The 17,739-nt window shown below is 50.7% G+C and carries 13 protein-coding genes; 5 read left to right on the top strand and 8 right to left on the bottom strand.

Annotated elements, in window-relative coordinates:
* Positions 1-37: 37 nt before the first annotated feature.
* Complete coding sequence (locus tag RZA33_RS01730; RefSeq protein WP_317506117.1) at positions 38-1,342, bottom strand: MFS transporter; 1,305 nt, start codon at positions 1,340-1,342, stop codon at positions 38-40.
* Positions 1,343-1,471: 129 nt separating this feature from the next.
* On the opposite strand from RZA33_RS01730, the gene RZA33_RS01725 reads away from it, so the two are divergent.
* The 3 genes from RZA33_RS01725 to RZA33_RS01715 are packed head-to-tail and all read left to right on the top strand — an operon-like array spanning position 1,472 to position 3,053.
* Complete coding sequence (locus tag RZA33_RS01725; RefSeq protein ID WP_317506116.1) at positions 1,472-2,002, top strand: XRE family transcriptional regulator; 531 nt, start codon at positions 1,472-1,474, stop codon at positions 2,000-2,002.
* A complete protein-coding gene (locus RZA33_RS01720) occupies positions 1,999-2,721 on the top strand; it encodes an AzlC family ABC transporter permease (protein WP_317506115.1) in 723 nt (240 codons plus the stop codon). The genes RZA33_RS01725 and RZA33_RS01720 overlap by 4 nt, the downstream gene beginning before the upstream one ends.
* Positions 2,718-3,053, top strand: a complete 336-nt coding sequence (locus RZA33_RS01715) for an AzlD domain-containing protein (protein WP_317506114.1) — start codon at positions 2,718-2,720, stop codon at positions 3,051-3,053. The genes RZA33_RS01720 and RZA33_RS01715 overlap by 4 nt, the downstream gene beginning before the upstream one ends.
* Before the next feature lie 123 nt (positions 3,054-3,176).
* Here the strand turns inward: RZA33_RS01715 and RZA33_RS01710 are convergent, their stop codons facing one another.
* The 4 genes from RZA33_RS01710 to RZA33_RS01695 form a co-directional block, all read right to left on the bottom strand.
* Positions 3,177-3,419 (bottom strand): FitA-like ribbon-helix-helix domain-containing protein, encoded by a 243-nt coding sequence (locus tag RZA33_RS01710; RefSeq protein ID WP_317506113.1) that lies wholly within the window; start codon positions 3,417-3,419, stop codon positions 3,177-3,179.
* A gap of 86 nt (positions 3,420-3,505) precedes the next feature.
* Complete coding sequence (locus tag RZA33_RS01705) at positions 3,506-4,849, bottom strand: serine hydrolase (protein ID WP_317506112.1); 1,344 nt, start codon at positions 4,847-4,849, stop codon at positions 3,506-3,508.
* A gap of 167 nt (positions 4,850-5,016) precedes the next feature.
* The gene (locus RZA33_RS01700; protein WP_317506111.1) at positions 5,017-7,095 is read right to left on the bottom strand and encodes a TonB-dependent siderophore receptor; all 2,079 of its coding nucleotides are present in this window, start codon (positions 7,093-7,095) and stop codon (positions 5,017-5,019) included.
* Positions 7,096-7,269: 174 nt separating this feature from the next.
* A complete protein-coding gene (locus RZA33_RS01695) occupies positions 7,270-7,971 on the bottom strand; it encodes an EAL domain-containing protein (protein ID WP_317506211.1) in 702 nt (233 codons plus the stop codon).
* Positions 7,972-8,133: 162 nt separating this feature from the next.
* Between RZA33_RS01695 and nadS the strand changes: the two genes are divergently transcribed.
* Positions 8,134-8,418, top strand: coding sequence for a NadS family protein (nadS, locus tag RZA33_RS01690; protein ID WP_317506110.1), 285 nt, complete (start codon positions 8,134-8,136; stop codon positions 8,416-8,418).
* Positions 8,419-8,603: 185 nt separating this feature from the next.
* The gene (locus RZA33_RS01685; RefSeq protein ID WP_317506109.1) at positions 8,604-9,845 is read left to right on the top strand and encodes a hypothetical protein; all 1,242 of its coding nucleotides are present in this window, start codon (positions 8,604-8,606) and stop codon (positions 9,843-9,845) included.
* 221 nt (positions 9,846-10,066) lie between these two features.
* On the opposite strand, the gene RZA33_RS01680 is transcribed toward RZA33_RS01685, so the two are convergent.
* The 3 genes from RZA33_RS01680 to RZA33_RS01670 are packed head-to-tail and all read right to left on the bottom strand — an operon-like array spanning position 10,067 to position 17,735.
* The gene (locus RZA33_RS01680) at positions 10,067-13,420 is read right to left on the bottom strand and encodes a DEAD/DEAH box helicase family protein (protein WP_317506108.1); all 3,354 of its coding nucleotides are present in this window, start codon (positions 13,418-13,420) and stop codon (positions 10,067-10,069) included.
* Entirely contained in the window at positions 13,417-14,529 is a 1,113-nt protein-coding gene (locus RZA33_RS01675; protein WP_317506107.1) for a virulence RhuM family protein, read from the bottom strand. Before RZA33_RS01675 ends, RZA33_RS01680 begins: the two co-directional genes overlap by 4 nt.
* On the bottom strand, positions 14,529-17,735 hold the full coding sequence (locus tag RZA33_RS01670) for a site-specific DNA-methyltransferase (RefSeq protein ID WP_317506106.1): 3,207 nt from the start codon (positions 17,733-17,735) through the stop codon (positions 14,529-14,531). Before RZA33_RS01670 ends, RZA33_RS01675 begins: the two co-directional genes overlap by 1 nt.
* Positions 17,736-17,739 lie beyond the last annotated feature (4 nt).

The following is a 17,739-nucleotide window of genomic DNA, read 5'->3' as shown; positions in this document are numbered from 1 at the left end:
TATTCCCCATGAGGCTTACTCCCCAGCGCGCCCAGAATCAACCGCTGGTTGGTTTGAGAAGACGTGTTAAGCGCTCACGTTCGCCTGCTTCATAGAAGCTCGGGTCATCGAATAGGTCGCGCTGGGTACCATCGGAGATCATTTCTAATGCCTCTGCACTACTTTGTACCATCGGTTCAAAATGAGCCGTATGGGTAATCAAGGCCGTTACGTGGCGGCGACGATAAAGGGCGTAACTCCCCAGCAGAGTAAACACGCAGGCGATATAGATCGGCAGGCCGTGGCCGCCCACTGCTGTCATCAGAGAGCCCGCCGCAATTGGTGCCACCGCGCAGCCAGCACCGTGCATCACCAACATATCCGCCGAGCCAGAAACAATTTCATCCGGGTGAAGCTGGTCGATCAACTGCGCCACCGCCAGGGGATAGAGTGAAAACGCCAGACCACCCCAGACAAAATACAGCCCCAGCAGTACTTCATGGCTGGGCGCGAAGGGCATGCCTACGGCGATCAGCGCGGCAAGAAATACCACCCAGGTCATGACTCTAGGGCGATCATGCTTATCGGAGAAGCGCCCGATGGGTATCTGCAGCAGCGCACCGCCAATAATCGCCACGCTCATCACCAGCCCGACCCCACCAATATCAAACCCTAGTTGAGTGGCGTACACCGGGGTCATCGACCAAAACGCGCCCATGGCAAGACCCGACAAAGCGGCGGAAGCCACCGCCAAGGGCGCAAAGCCTAACAACGCGCGCAGGCTACTTTTGGGTCGCTCGGGGATTTTTGGCTGAACGCGACGGGTCAGAGTAATCGGCAAAAGAGCCCAACTGATCAGAATGGCGATCACCACAAAGAGTAAAAAACCCTGCGGTGAAGAAAGCCGCAAGAGCTGCTGAGCCGTGGCCAAAGCGCCTAAGTTGACCACCATATAAACGGCAAAAATACGCCCCCGCTCATGGCTGGCGGCTTGGCTATTCAGCCAGCTCTCTATCACGGTAATCAGGGTAATAAACGACAGCCCATAGACCACCCGCAACGGTAGCCATACCCAGGGGTTGATAAACACAAGGTGCAGCAGCGCCACCGATGCACAAATAGACGCACAGAAGCCAAAGGTACGGATATGCCCCATGCGCCGAATTAATCGCCCGCTTACCCAGGTGCCGCAGATAAAGCCGACAAAATAGCCGGACATAATCATCCCCAACACTGCGCTGGAGAACCCTTCCCCTGTACCCCGCAAAGTTAGCAACGTATTCAGCAAGCCGTTGCCTAGCAGCAATAACGCCACACTGTATAGGATCGATTTAACCGGTTTAAGCATTGCCAATGAACGCATTGCATTTCCTCGCAGCAGCCAACCTAAAGGTCATGCATAAAGAGTGCCACTGAAAGCGCTTGTCACAATCATTGACAGGCTAACGTTCTTTATATAGAACGTTCTATAAAAGGAACGCGAGATGGCAAAATGGATAAGCTTTCACTCAACACCCTAGGCCAACACCTTCAAGCCCTTCGCCTTGAGCGGGGCTGGTCGCTGTCGCAGCTGGCCAATGACGCAGGGATTGCCAAATCTAACCTGTGCCGCCTTGAACAAGGCAACGGCAATCCAACCATCGATACCATTTGGCGGCTGGCGGTGCAGCTCAATGTGCCATTTGGCACCCTGGTAGCGCCCATCAGCGTGCCGCTGGGTGAAGATGGCGTCCAGGTTCGTTTAATTGATCAAGGCAAGGATTCTCCTCAGGTAGACGCCTACTGGATGCGCTGCGCACCGCATACATTGCGTCATGCTGAAGCCCATACACCCGGCACGCGTGAATCACTTACGCTGATTAGTGGCTGGCTGGAAGCGGGGCCAGAGGGCACCACCACCCAGCTCACCCCAGGCGATACCGTGACCTTCCCCGCCGACCAACCACACCTTTATCGCACTCAGGCAGCAGAGGCCACGTTGATAATGACCATCACCTATGGTGCAGAAGGCCAAACACCATGAGCCAGCTAGCCCACCACTCTCCCGTTCGTACCGCACTGCAGGGCGTGCGAGAAGCCATCCCACTATTGGGCGGCTACATTCCAGTGGCGCTGTCATTTGGCTTAGTCGCTACCCAGGCAGGCTTCAGCACGCTGGAGGCCACGGCTATTTCAGCGCTGATTTACGCCGGTGCTTCGCAATTTTTGTTTGTTGGTATGATCGCCACAGGTGCCCCGCTTTGGTTGGTGGTAGCGATGACGCTGCTGATTAACGTGCGCCATGTGGTGTACGGCCCTAACCTGGCGGGGCTACTGCCGCGCAGCCGCCACTGGCCCTGGTTAATGCACGGCCTCACCGACCAGGTGTTTGCGCTGGCCCTAACCCGGCTGCCCCAACTGCCTGAGGTAAAGCGTTTTAGCTGGTTTGTTGGTGCATCGCTGCTGGCCTGGGGCGCCTGGATAATCGGCACCGCGGTGGGGGCTACCGCTGGTGAGGCCTTTACCGCTCGCTGGCCGCTGCTGGGTGAGATTATGCCCTTCGCGCTGCCCGCGCTGTTTTTGACCATGGTGGCGCCGCGCTTTACCGACAAGCGCTGGGCAGTCGCCATGGGCTGCACCATTCTAGCGGCACTCTGTTTAACGCTGGTCGGCTGGAGCAACGTGGCGATTCCCCTAGCCGCCGCTTGCGGGGCACTGTGCTTCTATACGGTGAAATTCCAAACGAGGAGGCGTAACTCATGAGCACCGCACTTTGGTTAGCGGTAGCGGTTTCTGCCATTGGCACGTTGCTGATGCGAGTAGTGCCGTTTTTATGGATGCAGCGCCGCCTCAACAGCGAAAGCGGCCTTAATAACATGCCCCAGTGGCTGGGTATTCTCGGCCCGCTAATGATTGCCGCCGTGCTGGGGGTATCCATTGTACCGGTTAACCCAAGCGCTGTTTCCTGGGCCGCCACCGCCATCGGGCTTTCCGTCACGTTGCTGGTGTGGTCGCGGGTGCGCTCACTGGGCTGGCCGGTCGCGGCTGGCGTCGCGGTGTTTGGGGTGGTGGAGGTCGGCGTTGCGTTGGTGTAGCGACCCGACCTGCCATGGATCGATAATGGGGATGTCTAAATATTTGGAGTCTTTCACATTGCGGGTAGCAAGCGGGGCGTGGTGCTGCTGACAAATGGCGGCAGTTATTCCATGACTTCAGGATCAACGGGCAAAGTCCACGTCCCTGGGCTCTTCCTCACATGTTGGCAACGCTAATTCCAGCCCGCCCTCAACTGCAAAACGCTGGTGAATACGACGTCCCAGCCCACCCTGCTGCGGCTTTACTAGCGCCTTGCGAAGAATAAGCCGCACCTCTTCTTCCATAGAGTGCCCATGGCTAGCCGCCTGAACGCGGAGCAGCGCTTTGAGCTCATCATCTAAATTCCGCACCGTAATAGTCGCCATTTTCACGCTCTTCTCAACGCTAACACTGACTTCATTGACTGCAATGATAGCACATATGAAAAGATAGAACGGCGTGCAGCCCTGACCTAAGGGGCTTTCTCCAACAAATACTCAGCCACCGCTTGATAGGCTGGGAGCGAGGTGGGGTCGTTGGCGGCATTGCCTGCCACTGGGTGCGAGGCAAAGCGCACTATTACCATCTCGGCGGTGGGATCGATATAAATCGTTTGCCCATGCACGCCACGGGCAGCGAACGCACCATGATCATTATGCAGCGACCACCACATGCCCCGGTAACTACCGCCAGGTAAAGTGCGGTAACCTGCAGCGGCAAACGCTTGCTTGTCACCGCCTTGTCGAATGCGTTCTATCGCAGCAGCAGGAAACAACCGCTCTCCGTCAATAACACCTTCATTCAGCACTAACTGGCCTACTCTGGCCATATCCCGCAGGCCTGCACTTAAACCGCCACCTGCAAACGGTGTCCCGATGGAGTCAACAGTAAAGTAGGCATCCTGCTCGGTACCTAGTCGCTGCCAAATTCGCGACGACAATAACGATGTCACCGACTCACCAGCAGTGCGAGCAATTACCCACCCCAGCGCATCAGTGTTAATGGTTTTATAACCAAACACCTGCCCATGCTCACCTTCCGGCTGCACGGTAGCTAAATATTCGTAGTAAGTACGCGGCCCAGCATAGCCTTCTGGTTTTGGGAGCGGGCTTGCCGCTGCGTTGTACGCCCAGATTTCCGCATTGGGGTCGCTGTAATCTTCGCTGTAGGCAAGGCCTGTGGTCATTTCTAGCAGCTGCTGCACAGTGGCATTGCCAAAAGCGCTACTGGCCAGCTCTGGAAGTATGTCGCCGACGAGGGCCTCTTCGTCCAATGCGCCTTCAGCGACCAGAATCTCACCTAATAGGCCGGTCATCGATTTGGTGACTGACATGGCCCCATGCTTGCCGGCTTCGTCTAAGCACCCGGCGTAGTATTCATACACCACTTGCCCCTGATGAAGAATCAGCACGCCATCGGTGTAGTTTTCGTTCAGCGACGCCTGCCACGACATGGATTCATTACCGTCAAGCGGGGTAAACATCACATCATTGATAGCGTCATCCAGCGCGTAGGTCAGAGGCTTGGGCGCGCCTAACCCTCTACTTACCTGTTTGGTGGGCAGCAATTCGCGGAAGTGGCACACCGTCCAACGCATTTTAGGGAAGCTAAAATAATTCGAGTCTGGTTGGCCAATTACCCGTTCAGCAGCAGGGGGAAAACCCTGCATCCAGCCCAACCGGTTGGGGTCTGATTCTTCAGCGCTTAACATGCCACTATTATGTGCCTGCGCGGCGACGGAGGTAGCCCAACCGACTAGTATCGCGGGCAGCACAAGCGGGATAACACCAACAAATCGACGGAATAAACGTGGCATAACCAACTCCTGAGTTGGCTGTTCTGCATAGAAGGAGAGCAGTCAGCGTTCTCAGTATAGCTAGAAACACACAATACCGTATTTAGATATACCTCAAGGCGTTAAGACATGCCTCTAATACACAAACGCCCGACCAATAGGCCGGGCGTTGTGGTTTGCGATGGGCTTTACCAGCTATATTTCACGCTGCCAATCACGCTGCGGGATTCACCGTAGTAGCACCAGAAATCAGATTCACAACTCGCCACATATTCTTCATCGGTCACGTTGTTAACGTTAAGCTGGGCCGTCCAACTTTCATTGATGTCATAGCTCGCCATGGCATCGCCCACGGTATAACTGGGAACATCGATAGTAGACCCGCCTGAGCTTTCGCCGACATGGCGAATACCAGCGCCCACTTTCAAACCATCCACGGCTGTACCTTGAAAGTCATAGTCAATCCAGGCCGATGCTTGATGACGTGGAATGAGGCTCTTACGCTGACCGTTTTCGTCTTCAGCATCAGTATACGTATAGGCAGCAGTGAGTTGCAGCTGGTCGGTCAAATAGCTAACACCTTCTACCTCAAACCCTTGGGATGTCTGTTTACCACTCTGCTCCTGACGACTTCCCGTTGTTGAAGTCACCAAGCTATTGCGCTGCTCCAGGTCAAAAATGGCAGCTGTTACGTAGCCATCCCAAGCCGGAGGGGCAACCTTAACCCCAAGCTCCCACTGCTCCCCTTCCAATGGTTCGTAAAGATCTCCACCATCGTCAACGCTGGTTTGCGTTTCAAAAGATTCCGTATAACTCAGGTAGGGGTTAATGCCATGGTTACCCAGATACATCACACCACCGGACCAAGAGACCTGATTATCATCGGCCCGCTCAGTGGTTCCAGCAGTGCGATTGGCGTTGTCAGTTTCTGCCTGATCGTAGCGAACGGCTCCCAACAGTACCCAACGGTCATCGATACGCAATTGGTCCTGTAAGTAAACACCTAGCTGCTCTTTATCGATCTGGCGCTGAGTCAACTGATCGCTGGAGACTGGTGCAATATCGCCCTGCGGATTGAAAATATCGACAACATCGTAACCAAAACTATCGAATTCCTTACCATCAAGACTTAGATCTTGGTAGTCCACCCCGAATAACAAGGTATTTTCAGTACGGTCTGTGTACCACTGACCCACCATACGGTTATCAATCGTGAAACTGTCAATCTCACCATCACGCTGCAAATGGCCCCGCGAGGCGGTTTGCCCATCGCCTGTTTGGCCTAGAACATAGGTGCTGCGAAGATCCAGATCAAGATGGCTATACCGGAAATCCTGCTCGAATTTCCAAGTATTATCGAGCTGATGTTTGAATTCGTAGCCGACGGACGTCTGAGTACGTTCGTCCTTGTCGTAGTTGGGTGCACCATAGTTAGTTTGCGGGTCCACTTTACCAAAAGGCGTATTATCTACAGTACCGTAGGGGAGTTTGAAAGGGTTGACCGGGACGCCTTCGTCCTTCTGAAAGCTTGCAAGTAGCGTCAGCTGTGTATCGTCGGATAAATCCCACTCGAGGCTCGGCGCAAAGTAGTAACGCTCGTTATCAGTGTCATTTAAATCACCGTCGCGCTCCTTGTATAGCCCAACAACCCGATAGCGTACGTCCCCACTTTCTGTGGCTGGACCCGAGGTATCAAAACCCAACTGGCGGTGATCACGGTTGCCCGCCTGAATTTCGACCTCACCTCTTTGCTCATCGGTAGGACGCTTGCTGACCGCATTAATCAGCCCCCCAGAAGGTGCTTCACCATATAGGATCGATGCGGGCCCCTTAAAAACGTCGACTCTGTCCAGGCCATACGTTTCAGGTAACCACTGATAGTAACCGGTGCGATAGAGACGAAGGCCATCCAGGTAGGTTGCCTGGTCAAAGCCCCGGATTTTGAACCAATCCGTGTTGTTGTCCGAGCCATAATGACCGGAAAGCACGCCAGAGCGATACCGGAACGTCTCATCGAGTTGCTGGACGTTACGTTCATTGAGCTCTTCACGATTCACTGTAGATACCGGGCGTGGCGTCTCTGCCAGCGGCGTATCCACCTTCAGTGCCGTGGCGGTAACGACGGTGGTGCCGGTATCAACTGTGTCTTCCTGAGCCAGTGCGGCAAGCGGGGTAATACTCAGCATGCTGCCGAGCGATAGCGAGAGTGAACGTCGCATGGCAGCCGCAAGCGGACGTTGCGCGAAGGGTTTGGTGTTACGGAGCATGATAAGGACCTTGGAATGAGGAGGAAACGTATAGTTATAGTAAAGCGAATGATACGAATTTTTATTACGCTTCACAATGGCGATCAATACGCAAAGACATTCCTGATCTTGAGGTCGTGCGACGCCTGATTTTCAGCGGGAACGTTCATGCTATCGGCGCGGCGTTACTGGCGGCTAATGATGACGCATCGCCAGTTGCCGCAACTGCAGTTTGGGGTGGTCGGGGCCGAGCAATACGCCGAAATGTGTGGCCGAAAGCGGCTTGCTCAACCAGAACCCCTGGGCGCCATCGCAGCCTTGCATTTCGAGGTAGTTCAGCTGTGCCAGTGTTTCCACGCCCTTGGCATTAACGCGGAAAGATAGATCTTTGAGAAAGTTGATCAGCGCCTTGGTAAAAACGTGACTTTTAGAGTTGTTGTGCATTTTCTTGGCAAAGCAGGGCGCTAAATTGACCGTATTGATGGGAAAACACTGCAGCTGCTTCAGACTGGCACATCCGTCCCCGAGATCGTCGATGGTAATGCGTATTCCCATACGACTCAGCTCGCTCAGCGTCGATATCGAGGCATCGGTATGTAGATGCACCAGACTGCTTTCGGCCACCTCCATCTCCAGAAAGTGTGCCTCTAGACCGGTTCTGTCCAATATATCCGCCACCCGGGTAGGCAGCGACTTGTCGCGCAGCTGCATCGTCGACATGTTCACCGCGATGGGCACGATATTGCCCCCTTCCCGCCGCCACGCCTGCAAACGTCGGCAGGCCTCGCCCAGTACCCAGTAACCGATAGGTACTATCAACCCGCGGGCTTCCGCCACGGGAAGAAACGCCGAGGGCTTATGAGTGCAACCAAACCAACTTTGGGATCGCGCCTGCAACGTGGAAACCAAGCAATATCATAGGGTTAGTATTTTCCATTATGTACACTACTTACACGGTAAACACCCTGTTAGCAGCCAGATGACAACCAGGCGGCGACCATATTTGCCGTCAGGTACAAGTCATAGCAACCGATAATGAGTAAAAAAGGAGTGTTCCGAATGAGCATTTTTGACGAACTCCAAGCATCGCTGCAGGAAGCCGTTAAACTTAAGCAGGGTAAAAATGAGGCTAGCCGCATTACTCGCCACGCAGTGCCCGATGTAAAAGCCATTCGTACCAAGCTACATGTCTCTCAAGCGGAATTTGCAAAAGCCATGGGAACCAGTTTGGATACCATCAAAAGCTGGGAAAACAAGCACCGTAATCCGACGGGACTGGCAGCCAAAGTATTGGCAGTTATTCAAGAAAACCCTTCTATTTATAAAGAACTTGCTTCACATTAGCATCTACTATTCAGCTTACTCTCCCGAGCACAGCATCACATCGTGAAGTATTTATCCGGATATTACAGCCAGCATCGACCACATCAGCACAACAAAGGGATGAGTCCGGACCAGGCTGAGGAAAGCTACTGTATTAACTATAAAACGGTGGCCATTTTCACTTGGCCACTACAAGGGAAGCAAAAGTGGACGACAAAATTGTTATAAGAAATCTTGATGAAGCGCTAGCGCTTCTTAAAGAAGATCAACCTATTGATTTTGATAAAGTGTCATTTGACGGATGGCCTGCAGTAGAGATTAAAATTCATGGTGACCGCTATCATGGAGAGATAACGCCAGAGCTGGCTAAGGCGCTCCATGAGTATGCGCAATGCCTAAAACGAGCTTATGCTTACTACAAGTTTGGCGTCGCTGATGTTCGCGCTGTTAGGCGACCAGAAGACCAAGAAATATTTGCTGGGCTATACTTCACCGTTGGCGAAGGCTGCACAGGTATTGGAGCAAGGTTCTCCGAAGCTTTGGAGAAGATGGTCCCAGAAATATGCAAGGAGGCCTTCAAGCGCATGGAATCCAAAGACATCGCTAAAACTATAATCATTATTGGCGCCATAACGGTATCGGCCGTAGCCCTTGTCTATTCCTACTCACTGTACGAGGACCGGAAGCAGATTGAGGCTGAGTCAGATGCAGTCGAGACAATCGTTAATGCAACCTCCGCTGCCGTGTCAAGCGCGCAGGAAAACGACAGAAAACTTATTGAAACCATGCAGGCCAATCAGGCAACTATAGAGTCGTTGCAGGCCAGCCTTCCGGAAGAAGAGCGTAATCGGCTTAATGGCTATCAAAACGAGGTATCGAGAGGGTTTGAGGGCATTATATCCGCAGCACCTGATGCGGAAAAAATTACAATTGGTCCAGATACTTTCGACAGCGAAACGATAGAGCGGATAGTGGCTAAAGACCCCGTAACTACAGATTCAAGAAACATCATAGATGATGCTGTTTACGTCGAGAGCATTACAAAGAATATGGATACGCTCAAAGTTTTTGTTCGCGTCCAGTCAACCGAGTTTCCTGAAAAACCTATTACTCTTCGATTCGATATTGGCTACCTAGACACAGAGGCTAATCACAATTTATATCAGGCTCTTGAGCGAAGCCCTCAATATCTTGTAGATATCAATTACACCGCCATTATTGACGATAATACTGGCGAGTTCGTTAGAGGGGTTCTTACTGACGTTAAAGAGATTTACCGGGCCACTACCCCGCCACCACCCGAAAGCGTAGAAAACGACATTGACGAAAGTGAAGTCAGCCCCGATAACGCCGAGCCATACCGACAACTTACAGGAAGTCGCGTCACATTGAAGAGACGCGGGAAAGGCCCTGCAGGCGAAACAAATAGCGATCAAGACGATTCATAGCATCAAGCTAGTTGACCAACAACAAATAATGACAAAGTGGGAAGGAGAGTACGTAGAGTCTCGATGATAGCCTGCGAGCAAGTAGTTATATGTAGGGATGACGTGGGCCGAAACATTTCGATCAATGTGTTACGTCGGATGCACCCCAATCGTCGGGGCTACCAGGGTTGATAGCCCCTCTGTCGACCTAGATTTGTGTAACTCGTCCCAAGCAGCATTGCCTAGCTAATGCGGTCAAACATCTTCTTCAAGTAACTATTACCACCTTCTTCCATAAACAATACATGCCGCTCTTCTAGCTCGGTTTTGTGTTTCGGATCGCCCACATTAAGCAAGTCTGAAAACTTCGTTGGCGACAGCACGAAGGCATTCAATGTCAATGGTGGTTCGCCAGGTTTAGCCTGAGCAGCTAATGTTGACTCGAGGGTTTTCACCTCTTTGTATAGCCCAAGCTTGGCATCGGAGAGGTCCAGGTTACGCAAACCTTTTGGGTCAACAAACGTCAGCCACTGCTGTTTGGTTGTATCGTCCACTAGCCACAGCAGAAAATCTGGATAGAAATTCCCTGCCAAGGCAAAACCAAGGCCTTTTTTCTCGCTATCGGCATTGCGCAACAAATACAGGCTTCGGTGCCCAATGGCTTCTTTGCCTTCAGGTGAGTTATAGAAGGCTTCCAAATCGCGCACAAACTCCCATTCACTGGGCGCGTCAAAGCCTAGTGGCCGCAGCGTTAAAGGCACTGCATCCTTATCTTCAAGCGCTAGCAAGGGATAATACAAATGTCGGTCAAAACTTATGGCTACCATATTCGGGGCTGACCATTGGCTTGCCTCACCTATTTTACCGTCAGCGACAAGCTGCTTCAGCGCTTCAAGCTTTTTCAGGTATTCTCCTCCTTTATCATTATTTTCTAGCTCAACTTGATAAAGCTTCAGCATCGATCCGTGGTCTTCATCGATATGGATAATGTCGTAGAACTGGGCTTCATACCCTTTCTTTAATGCATTATAAAAGCGCTCGGTATAATCGATTAGCAGCCGAATCAGGATGTCTTCTTGCTTACGAATATCACTAAAACTGCGCACTTTTAGTTCAGCTGAGGGAATGTACAGGGTGTACCACTCATTTGAGCCTGAGCAGAAATCGATCAGTCTTTGGCGATCAAGGCGTAGGTTGCTCCAGCTACGCTGGATTTTATAATCCTGCAGCGCTAAATAGACCCGATCCCAGTCGAAAACTGAAAATAAGTCGGTATTTAGTTTTTCCCTGTTTCTATCTTCTTTGGCCGCCTGAAGGCCCTTACCTTGCGACGCATTTCGCAGGGTACTGAGCGCTTCCACACGCGGATACAAGTCGAGGATGATTTGGGGCGTTTTGATCTTGCCTTCAAATTCATCCGGGATCTCATATAACCAGGGAAAATGAGTACGCTTGAACCCTCTTTTCTGGTTATCCTTGTAGCCATCCTTCAGAGCCAGTGTTTTCAGCTTTCCAGCAGGTAAGTTAGCCCGCGTGGGAAAATCTAACTCTAAAATCTCATCACTGGGCGTGATGCCCTCTTCACGCAGATAGTCTTTAAAGGCCGCCATATAACTGGCGCGCACGCCAAAAATATTGAGCGTTTCCAGCTTATCTAGATGCACGCCTTTTGGCCGCTCCTGTGGCGTGGTTCGCTTCAACGAAAAGCCCTTGCCTTTCAAGCGCACGCCACGACCAAACAGCTGAATAATCTGTGAGCCTTCGCCCTGCCCCATGTTTAGTAGGCCCATGGTTGAGACCCGCCAACTGCTCCAGCCTTCGGTAAATTTGCGTGAGCCGATCAGCACCTTAAGCTGGCTACTCTTATCGTTCAGTGTGCCGAACAATGCGCCGCCAAAATCATCACGCTCGCTGTCGAACGTGTCCTTATCTTCTGCCTGACCGAATAATTTGCCTTCATCCCCGATATTTATCAGGCCGAATGGCTCAGCATTACCTACGCGCAGTGCTAATTCGCCTTTACTGCTTTTTATATTGACCAGCTTAAGACGCTGCTTGGAAGGGGCATTGAACACTCGCTGTAAAATATCAGCATAAAGTGCATCTACGTTATCAGTGAAGCTCATCAACGGTGTAAAGCGGCCTTTGAAGATATTGTTGCCTTTAGCATCCAATATCTGAGCCCTATCAGCGATCAGGTCAGCCAACCATGTCTTGATTTGAGCATCATTGTTCAAGAAATCTGCTAGGAAGCTAACAACCTCCAATATGTCTGAATCTTCCCCGGATACCGTATTGCCTACAAACACCCAGAGTGGTTTTTCAATGTTAAAGTCGCGCAGTTTTTCGCGATGGGTGCTCCACAGCCATAACTGCTGATAAAAAGCCAGCAAACAGGCAGTGAAGTACTTAGCCGCATTATCTCCCTGCTCGTAGGCATCGCCATTCATATTGAGAATCAGCGACTCTTTACCGTAACCGTCTTCATAGAAAAACTTATAGGAGTAATCAAACAGAATACACTTGGCGTAGATTTCGCGAGTGGCTGTCACTCGGGCAAGGCGCTTATCCTCTAGAGATAGCGTCAGCTCTGCCAATTGAGTTTCATCCAGCTTTTTCAGGCTGCTAGTGCCGAACAGCACCTTGGCACGCTTTTTCTGCGTTTCCAGCTCCGCCATTTCCACGGTATAGCCTTTCGCAACCGCTTGCCCAAAAGTGGCAGAATACTCAAACGCAAAACCACCCTGTATCAAAGCATTCCTACGCCGCATCCACGCCGTGGCATCTTTACCAGTTCCCCGATGTCCTTCATCGACCAACACCAGGTTGTTACCCTCAAATGCTTCTACGGCGACCATTTTGTCGCCCATCTCATCGCCCAGCTTATTGATATCGATAACTTCGACCATACCGGGATACATCAGTGTTTGGTTCTTGTTGAAGAGTTGAGCAGGGAAGCCTGACAATTTCAGTTCATCTAGATGCTGTCGCGATAGCCCCTCGTTAGGGGTCAACAGAATGATTTTATCCGGGTAGCTGTCCGCGTGTCCTGCCTGAAAGTAATGAAGGTACTGCTTAATGTTGACATGAAGTAGCAGAGTCTTACCGCTGCCTGTGGCGTTCCAGAACGCCACCTTATTCAGATCATCGACGACAAAATCGCGAAAAGGTTCTGCGCCTATTTCATCACGATAGCTAGCCATCTCTTCATTTAAACCATCGAGTAAGATTTGCCGCTTATTGAAATACCAGTCCATGTAGATTTCAGTGAATAACAGCGATAGGTACTGAAAGTACTTCATCTGCAGTTCATGACCTTCCAGCTTGTTACGCTCGGCTGTGATCTCTTGCCAATAGCGGACAATATTCAGGTCGTAGCGGCGTAGATCCGTCTCCGCAACCAAATTAGGGTTGAACAAGCCGTGCATCAGCTCATGAAAAAACTTGCTCTGCCCATCCTCATCGATGCCTTCATGCCGGTCTTCACCAAGGCGCTGTTTTAAATCTGCCAATTTTTCGATGTTGAAAAACGCCAGCATCCAGCGGTTAAGAACCAGCTCCTGATGGAAGCTGCGTTTCTGATTCTTCTTGCTCACTCCGCCTCCCCCTTGGTATTACCCTGTTTACGGGTGTTAGCAGAGCCGGGCTTGTTCTTACCAGACTCTTTTTTCAACAATTGAGCAGCACCTTCCAGCTCTCGCATGTGCTCAATAGCGCCAAGGGCTTCTTTTTCCTCACGACGGATTGCAGCAAATTTCTCAAACTCAGCATGGGCGATGGCATCGGCTTGTTTTCGAGTACGTTTTCCCGCATCAGGCAATACTTGGCGGTCGTTAAACCGCAGGAAGTCATCCAGCTTCTGCTCCCAATCGGCCATGAACACCTGCTTTCGACGTTCTGCCTGATCCTCGGCAAAATCCAGCCACATGGTGATGATACGGTTCAGCTCGCGTATTTCATCTTCATTCAGGTAATTCTTGGCTACCGTCACATCTCGCTTACGTACTTCATCACCTGCCCAGCTGCTCAACCCAGCATTGGGTAGCAGGTGGTTAATGCGGTTAGCAATAATCTCAGGCGCAGTCATGCCAGTAATCGCAAAATGCAGCTTGTTCTGCATGGTCTGAAAAAAACGTGTCGTTTCCTTAAGCGAGGGCTGGTAATCCGCAGCCAAAGAAAAAATCTCACGCACCCGCAGGTACATACGCCGTTCGCTGGCACGTATGTCGCGGATACGTTCGATCATTTCATCGAAATAGTCTGGCACCGCTGAGCCCGCTACTGGCGGATTTTTAAGGCGTTCATCGTCCATGGCAAAACCCTTGACGATGTATTCACGCAGCACTTGGGTAGCCCACTGGCGGAACTGGGTAGCCCGTATTGAACTCACGCGATAGCCTACCGAGATGATTGCATCCAGATGGTAAAAACCGGTCAGGTACCGTTTGCCGTCGCTCGCAGTTATCCGGAATTTCCGGACAACTGACTCTTCCTGTAACTCGTTGTCTTGGAATATATTTCTTAAATGTTCACTGATGGTACGAATATCCACATTAAACAGCTCAGCCATTTGCTTCTGCGTTAGCCACAGGCTTTCCTCATGCAGCCGGGCTTCTACACGTAGGCGTCCATCCTTACCGGGGTAGATGATCATTTCACCTACCTTATCTGGATCTGGATGCGCTGCTTCTTCTTGGTCGGTCATCACACATCCTCCGTGGTGAACATGCGATCCAGAAACACAGGCTCAATTTGGCGCAGCTTTAGCACCCGCGTAGCACCGCCTTCTTCGGCGGTTTGCGTTAGTACAGTGGGGATGTTGTGGTCGCCGTTGATATAGACCACATCGAATTCATTATCGGCTGGGTTGATAGCCAATCTATCGCACAAGCGCCTAACGCCTTCGTAATCCAGTAATTCACAATCACGCCAGAGCACCAGACAGCTTTCTCCACTTGGCGAGGTACCAGTCACCGTCACAAAGCCGCGTTCTGGCTGGGCATCGATATGCTTAACGCTCAAACCAATCAGGTAATTGAAGGTTTCCACCAAGTCGACCTTGGTACGCTCGTAAGCACCGGCTGAGTCGGTGGCGATGTTCATGGCATAGTCGAAAGGCTTGTTGAAGTCCTCAACCGATAGCAGTGAACCCCGGCTTTCTACACCCAGCATGTAGTGAAGCAGATAATCATCTTTTGCAGCCTGGTCGAGAGCGTCTAGCGTTTGGTTCTGTTTAACCTCACGGCGTAGCTGGAGATTATTCAGAGTGTCTTCGTAGCTTTCGAGCTTGAGGACTTTGAAGCAATGCGAGATACCAGTTTCAGGGGCCGTGGGCTTGCCATTTTTCCAAGCCGTTGAAAAAATAATCTTCTGAAGGCGAGGCTTCATCACCGTTTCAAAATAATCACCCTGCTCAACCAAAATGTAGTTCCTAGACCCACCATCCTTTCGATTCAGTTCGATAGCAGCATGGCCAGTTGTGCCAGATCCAGCAAAATAGTCGAGAATGAGCCTTTGCTTTTCTCTCGCGGCGCCGGTCGTTCTCAAGCAATCCATTACCGCGTAAACTGACTTTGGAAAGGAGAATCTATGGGTCTCACCAAAAAAATCAGCCAAAAGATTTGTGCCATAAGCGGCAGCTGACATCTTTGAAGTATCCCAAATCGTTTGCGGAAGCAGCCCTTCAGAATTGATACGCCACTTTCGATAAACGGCTGGTTCCCCTTTTGAGTCGGGCTTAACCTTGAGATGTTTGAGGTTATTCTTGGCAGTTTCCGCACCAAAATCCCAAATCCTTTGCCTACCTTTATCATCAATCGGATATATAGTAATTTCAGCATCGTCGGGCTTTTCTAAAACATCCCAATCACGACGTGACTGATTCCACTCCATATCTGGAAGACGGAGTTTTTCGCCTTTAATGTAGATAGGGTAGTACTGGCGTGGGCGCTCAGTTCTATAGGTGTTTCCACCGCCATGCTTACGAAAATTGGTCCATTCAAATGCCCCATCTTCATCAGACTCTTTATATCGCGCCTTTTGTGCATCGGAATGTTCTAGCCTACCGACTCTTGATTTCTCTGGATCCCCAAAGAACATTGCATATTCATGACATGTTGAGAAGCCAACCGTACCCGTTCTGCCCGCTGGATTATTTTTGATGGCGATTACGCCAAGAGCAGGCTGCCTCAACTCTTCGAGCATAACTTGCAATCGATGCATTTCTACATCATCAATGGTAATACAAGTAATCGTTGTATCGAGTTCTAAAAATCTGCAAGCATCAAAACGATTTGAAATTAGTGAAAGCCAAGTTGAGTCCTTGAATCCGTTCTTGTAAATGATCGGAGCAGCGTCTGTATTATAAGGTGGATCAATGTATACATCAGTTACCGAGCTTCGGTAGCGTTCGCTTAGCAAACGTAATCCCTGAAAGTTGTCTCCGTTTAGCAACAATCCAGAAGTCGACTCATCCAAGCAAGGGAGATGACTCAACAACTTTGCACTGAATAAGTCATCAAATAGACTAGTATCTACCATCTGATAAGTCCTAGCCTTCAAATCCTCAACCGTACCAGGAATCACCCCATCCCATATACCTAACTGCTGCCATTGCCCCCATTGCTTTTCATTGGCGGCAATCTCTGACAATAGCCAATCCCTAGTTACTATTGCCTTAGCCTTTTCTTCTTCGTCTTCTATATCTTCGCCTATAGCAAATACTCGATCCAGCGTGATGCAGTAGTGACTGGACACCACGAATTTCTTCTTTAACCATAGCTTTTTCTGGAAGTCTTCTAACTGGGCAAGGAAACCGATTAGCTCCAGGGCAATGGTACGCAGGCACTGAATCATGCGCAGGTTCTTTTCGATATCGGCAAAAGCACCTGCATTCTGCACATCGTCCAGGTGCATCACTTCATTCTTGATATAGAAGTCCAGCTCGCGACGCAGAAAACCACCTAGATTCTTATGGATAAAGTAATCGGCGTTATTTTTGGTGGTGTAATCGGTTAGGTACTTTTCCAACTGGGTGCGCTGGGGGTTCTTCTCAGTAGGCGCACGGTTGCCCAAATCTAGCCAACGAGCCTTGACCACGTCATCATTTAACACGCCATCGACAGCTTGTTTAACGAGGGCATCCTGTTTTGTACCTTTAGGCTGAGGCGCGTACTCAAAGCGGATGGTCAGCTCTGTGCCCTCTGCGCCAACCACTTCCTCAACCGGGTTTAGCGCTTCCTCGTACTCTTCACCTTGCTCATCGGTTCGAATGACCGTCTTTGGGTGAATGAGTGCGAAGCGGCGCTCTTTATCGTTGTCTTTACGGTTGTCTTTGGCGGTATCGGCAGACACTAGACGGAAGTGAACGGTACGACCATCGTCCAGCTTAAAGCTGTAGTTGGCAAAGTTTTCACCGCTCTTGGTGTAGTACTGGTCTTTATTGGCCCAGTGCAGCATGACCTCTTCGCCAGAATAAGGAATGGCGTAAGTATCACCCTTGTAACGGCGCTGGCTGATAAAATCGCCATTGTCGTAGTAGCGGGAAAAAAAGGTCAGTAAGTGAGAAAAGACAGCGTTTTCGTGCTCAGAAGCCCCAGCGCTGTATTCAGCCAGCTTCTGACGCAGCTCCTGCACTTTGGGTACATTGTCAGGATCAAGTCCATCGGCAGTGTACTGCCCTTCTTTTTCTTTCAGTTCACGAGTGATCTGTTCACACTGGGCATCGCTGCCGCTGCTCAGCGCAGCTTGCACTTTTTTTGGCAAACGTTTTTCCAGGTATTCGTTGATCTCGTCAGCACGCGCATTGAGAATTCGGTAAATACCAAAATCCAACTCTGGCTGGTCAATCTGAAAAATTTCGCGCAGTTTAGCAACAAGCTCTTGAAATTTTTGGTTATTTACTTCGTTCATGTAC

This window comes from Halovibrio sp. HP20-59 (assembly GCF_033052795.2).
Taxonomy (GTDB): domain Bacteria; phylum Pseudomonadota; class Gammaproteobacteria; order Pseudomonadales; family Halomonadaceae; genus Vreelandella.
The sequence above is the reverse complement of the archived record's forward strand: the minus strand, read 5'-3'. Positions and strand labels throughout refer to the sequence as shown.

Excerpts from the sequence above, each read along its gene's own strand:
- RZA33_RS01725 (WP_317506116.1), top strand. The coding sequence starts at position 1,472 with ATGGATAAGCTTTCACTCAACACCCTAGGCCAACACCTTCAAGCCCTT.
- RZA33_RS01730 (WP_317506117.1), bottom strand. The coding sequence starts at position 1,342 with ATGCGTTCATTGGCAATGCTTAAACCGGTTAAATCGATCCTATACAGT.
- RZA33_RS01720 (WP_317506115.1), top strand. The coding sequence starts at position 1,999 with ATGAGCCAGCTAGCCCACCACTCTCCCGTTCGTACCGCACTGCAGGGC.
- RZA33_RS01700 (WP_317506111.1), bottom strand. The coding sequence starts at position 7,095 with ATGCTCCGTAACACCAAACCCTTCGCGCAACGTCCGCTTGCGGCTGCC.
- RZA33_RS01710 (WP_317506113.1), bottom strand. The coding sequence starts at position 3,419 with ATGGCGACTATTACGGTGCGGAATTTAGATGATGAGCTCAAAGCGCTG.
- RZA33_RS01670 (WP_317506106.1), bottom strand. The coding sequence starts at position 17,735 with ATGAACGAAGTAAATAACCAAAAATTTCAAGAGCTTGTTGCTAAACTG.
- RZA33_RS01675 (WP_317506107.1), bottom strand. The coding sequence starts at position 14,529 with ATGACCGACCAAGAAGAAGCAGCGCATCCAGATCCAGATAAGGTAGGT.
- RZA33_RS01705 (WP_317506112.1), bottom strand. The coding sequence starts at position 4,849 with ATGCCACGTTTATTCCGTCGATTTGTTGGTGTTATCCCGCTTGTGCTG.
- nadS (WP_317506110.1), top strand. The coding sequence starts at position 8,134 with ATGAGCATTTTTGACGAACTCCAAGCATCGCTGCAGGAAGCCGTTAAA.
- RZA33_RS01715 (WP_317506114.1), top strand. The coding sequence starts at position 2,718 with ATGAGCACCGCACTTTGGTTAGCGGTAGCGGTTTCTGCCATTGGCACG.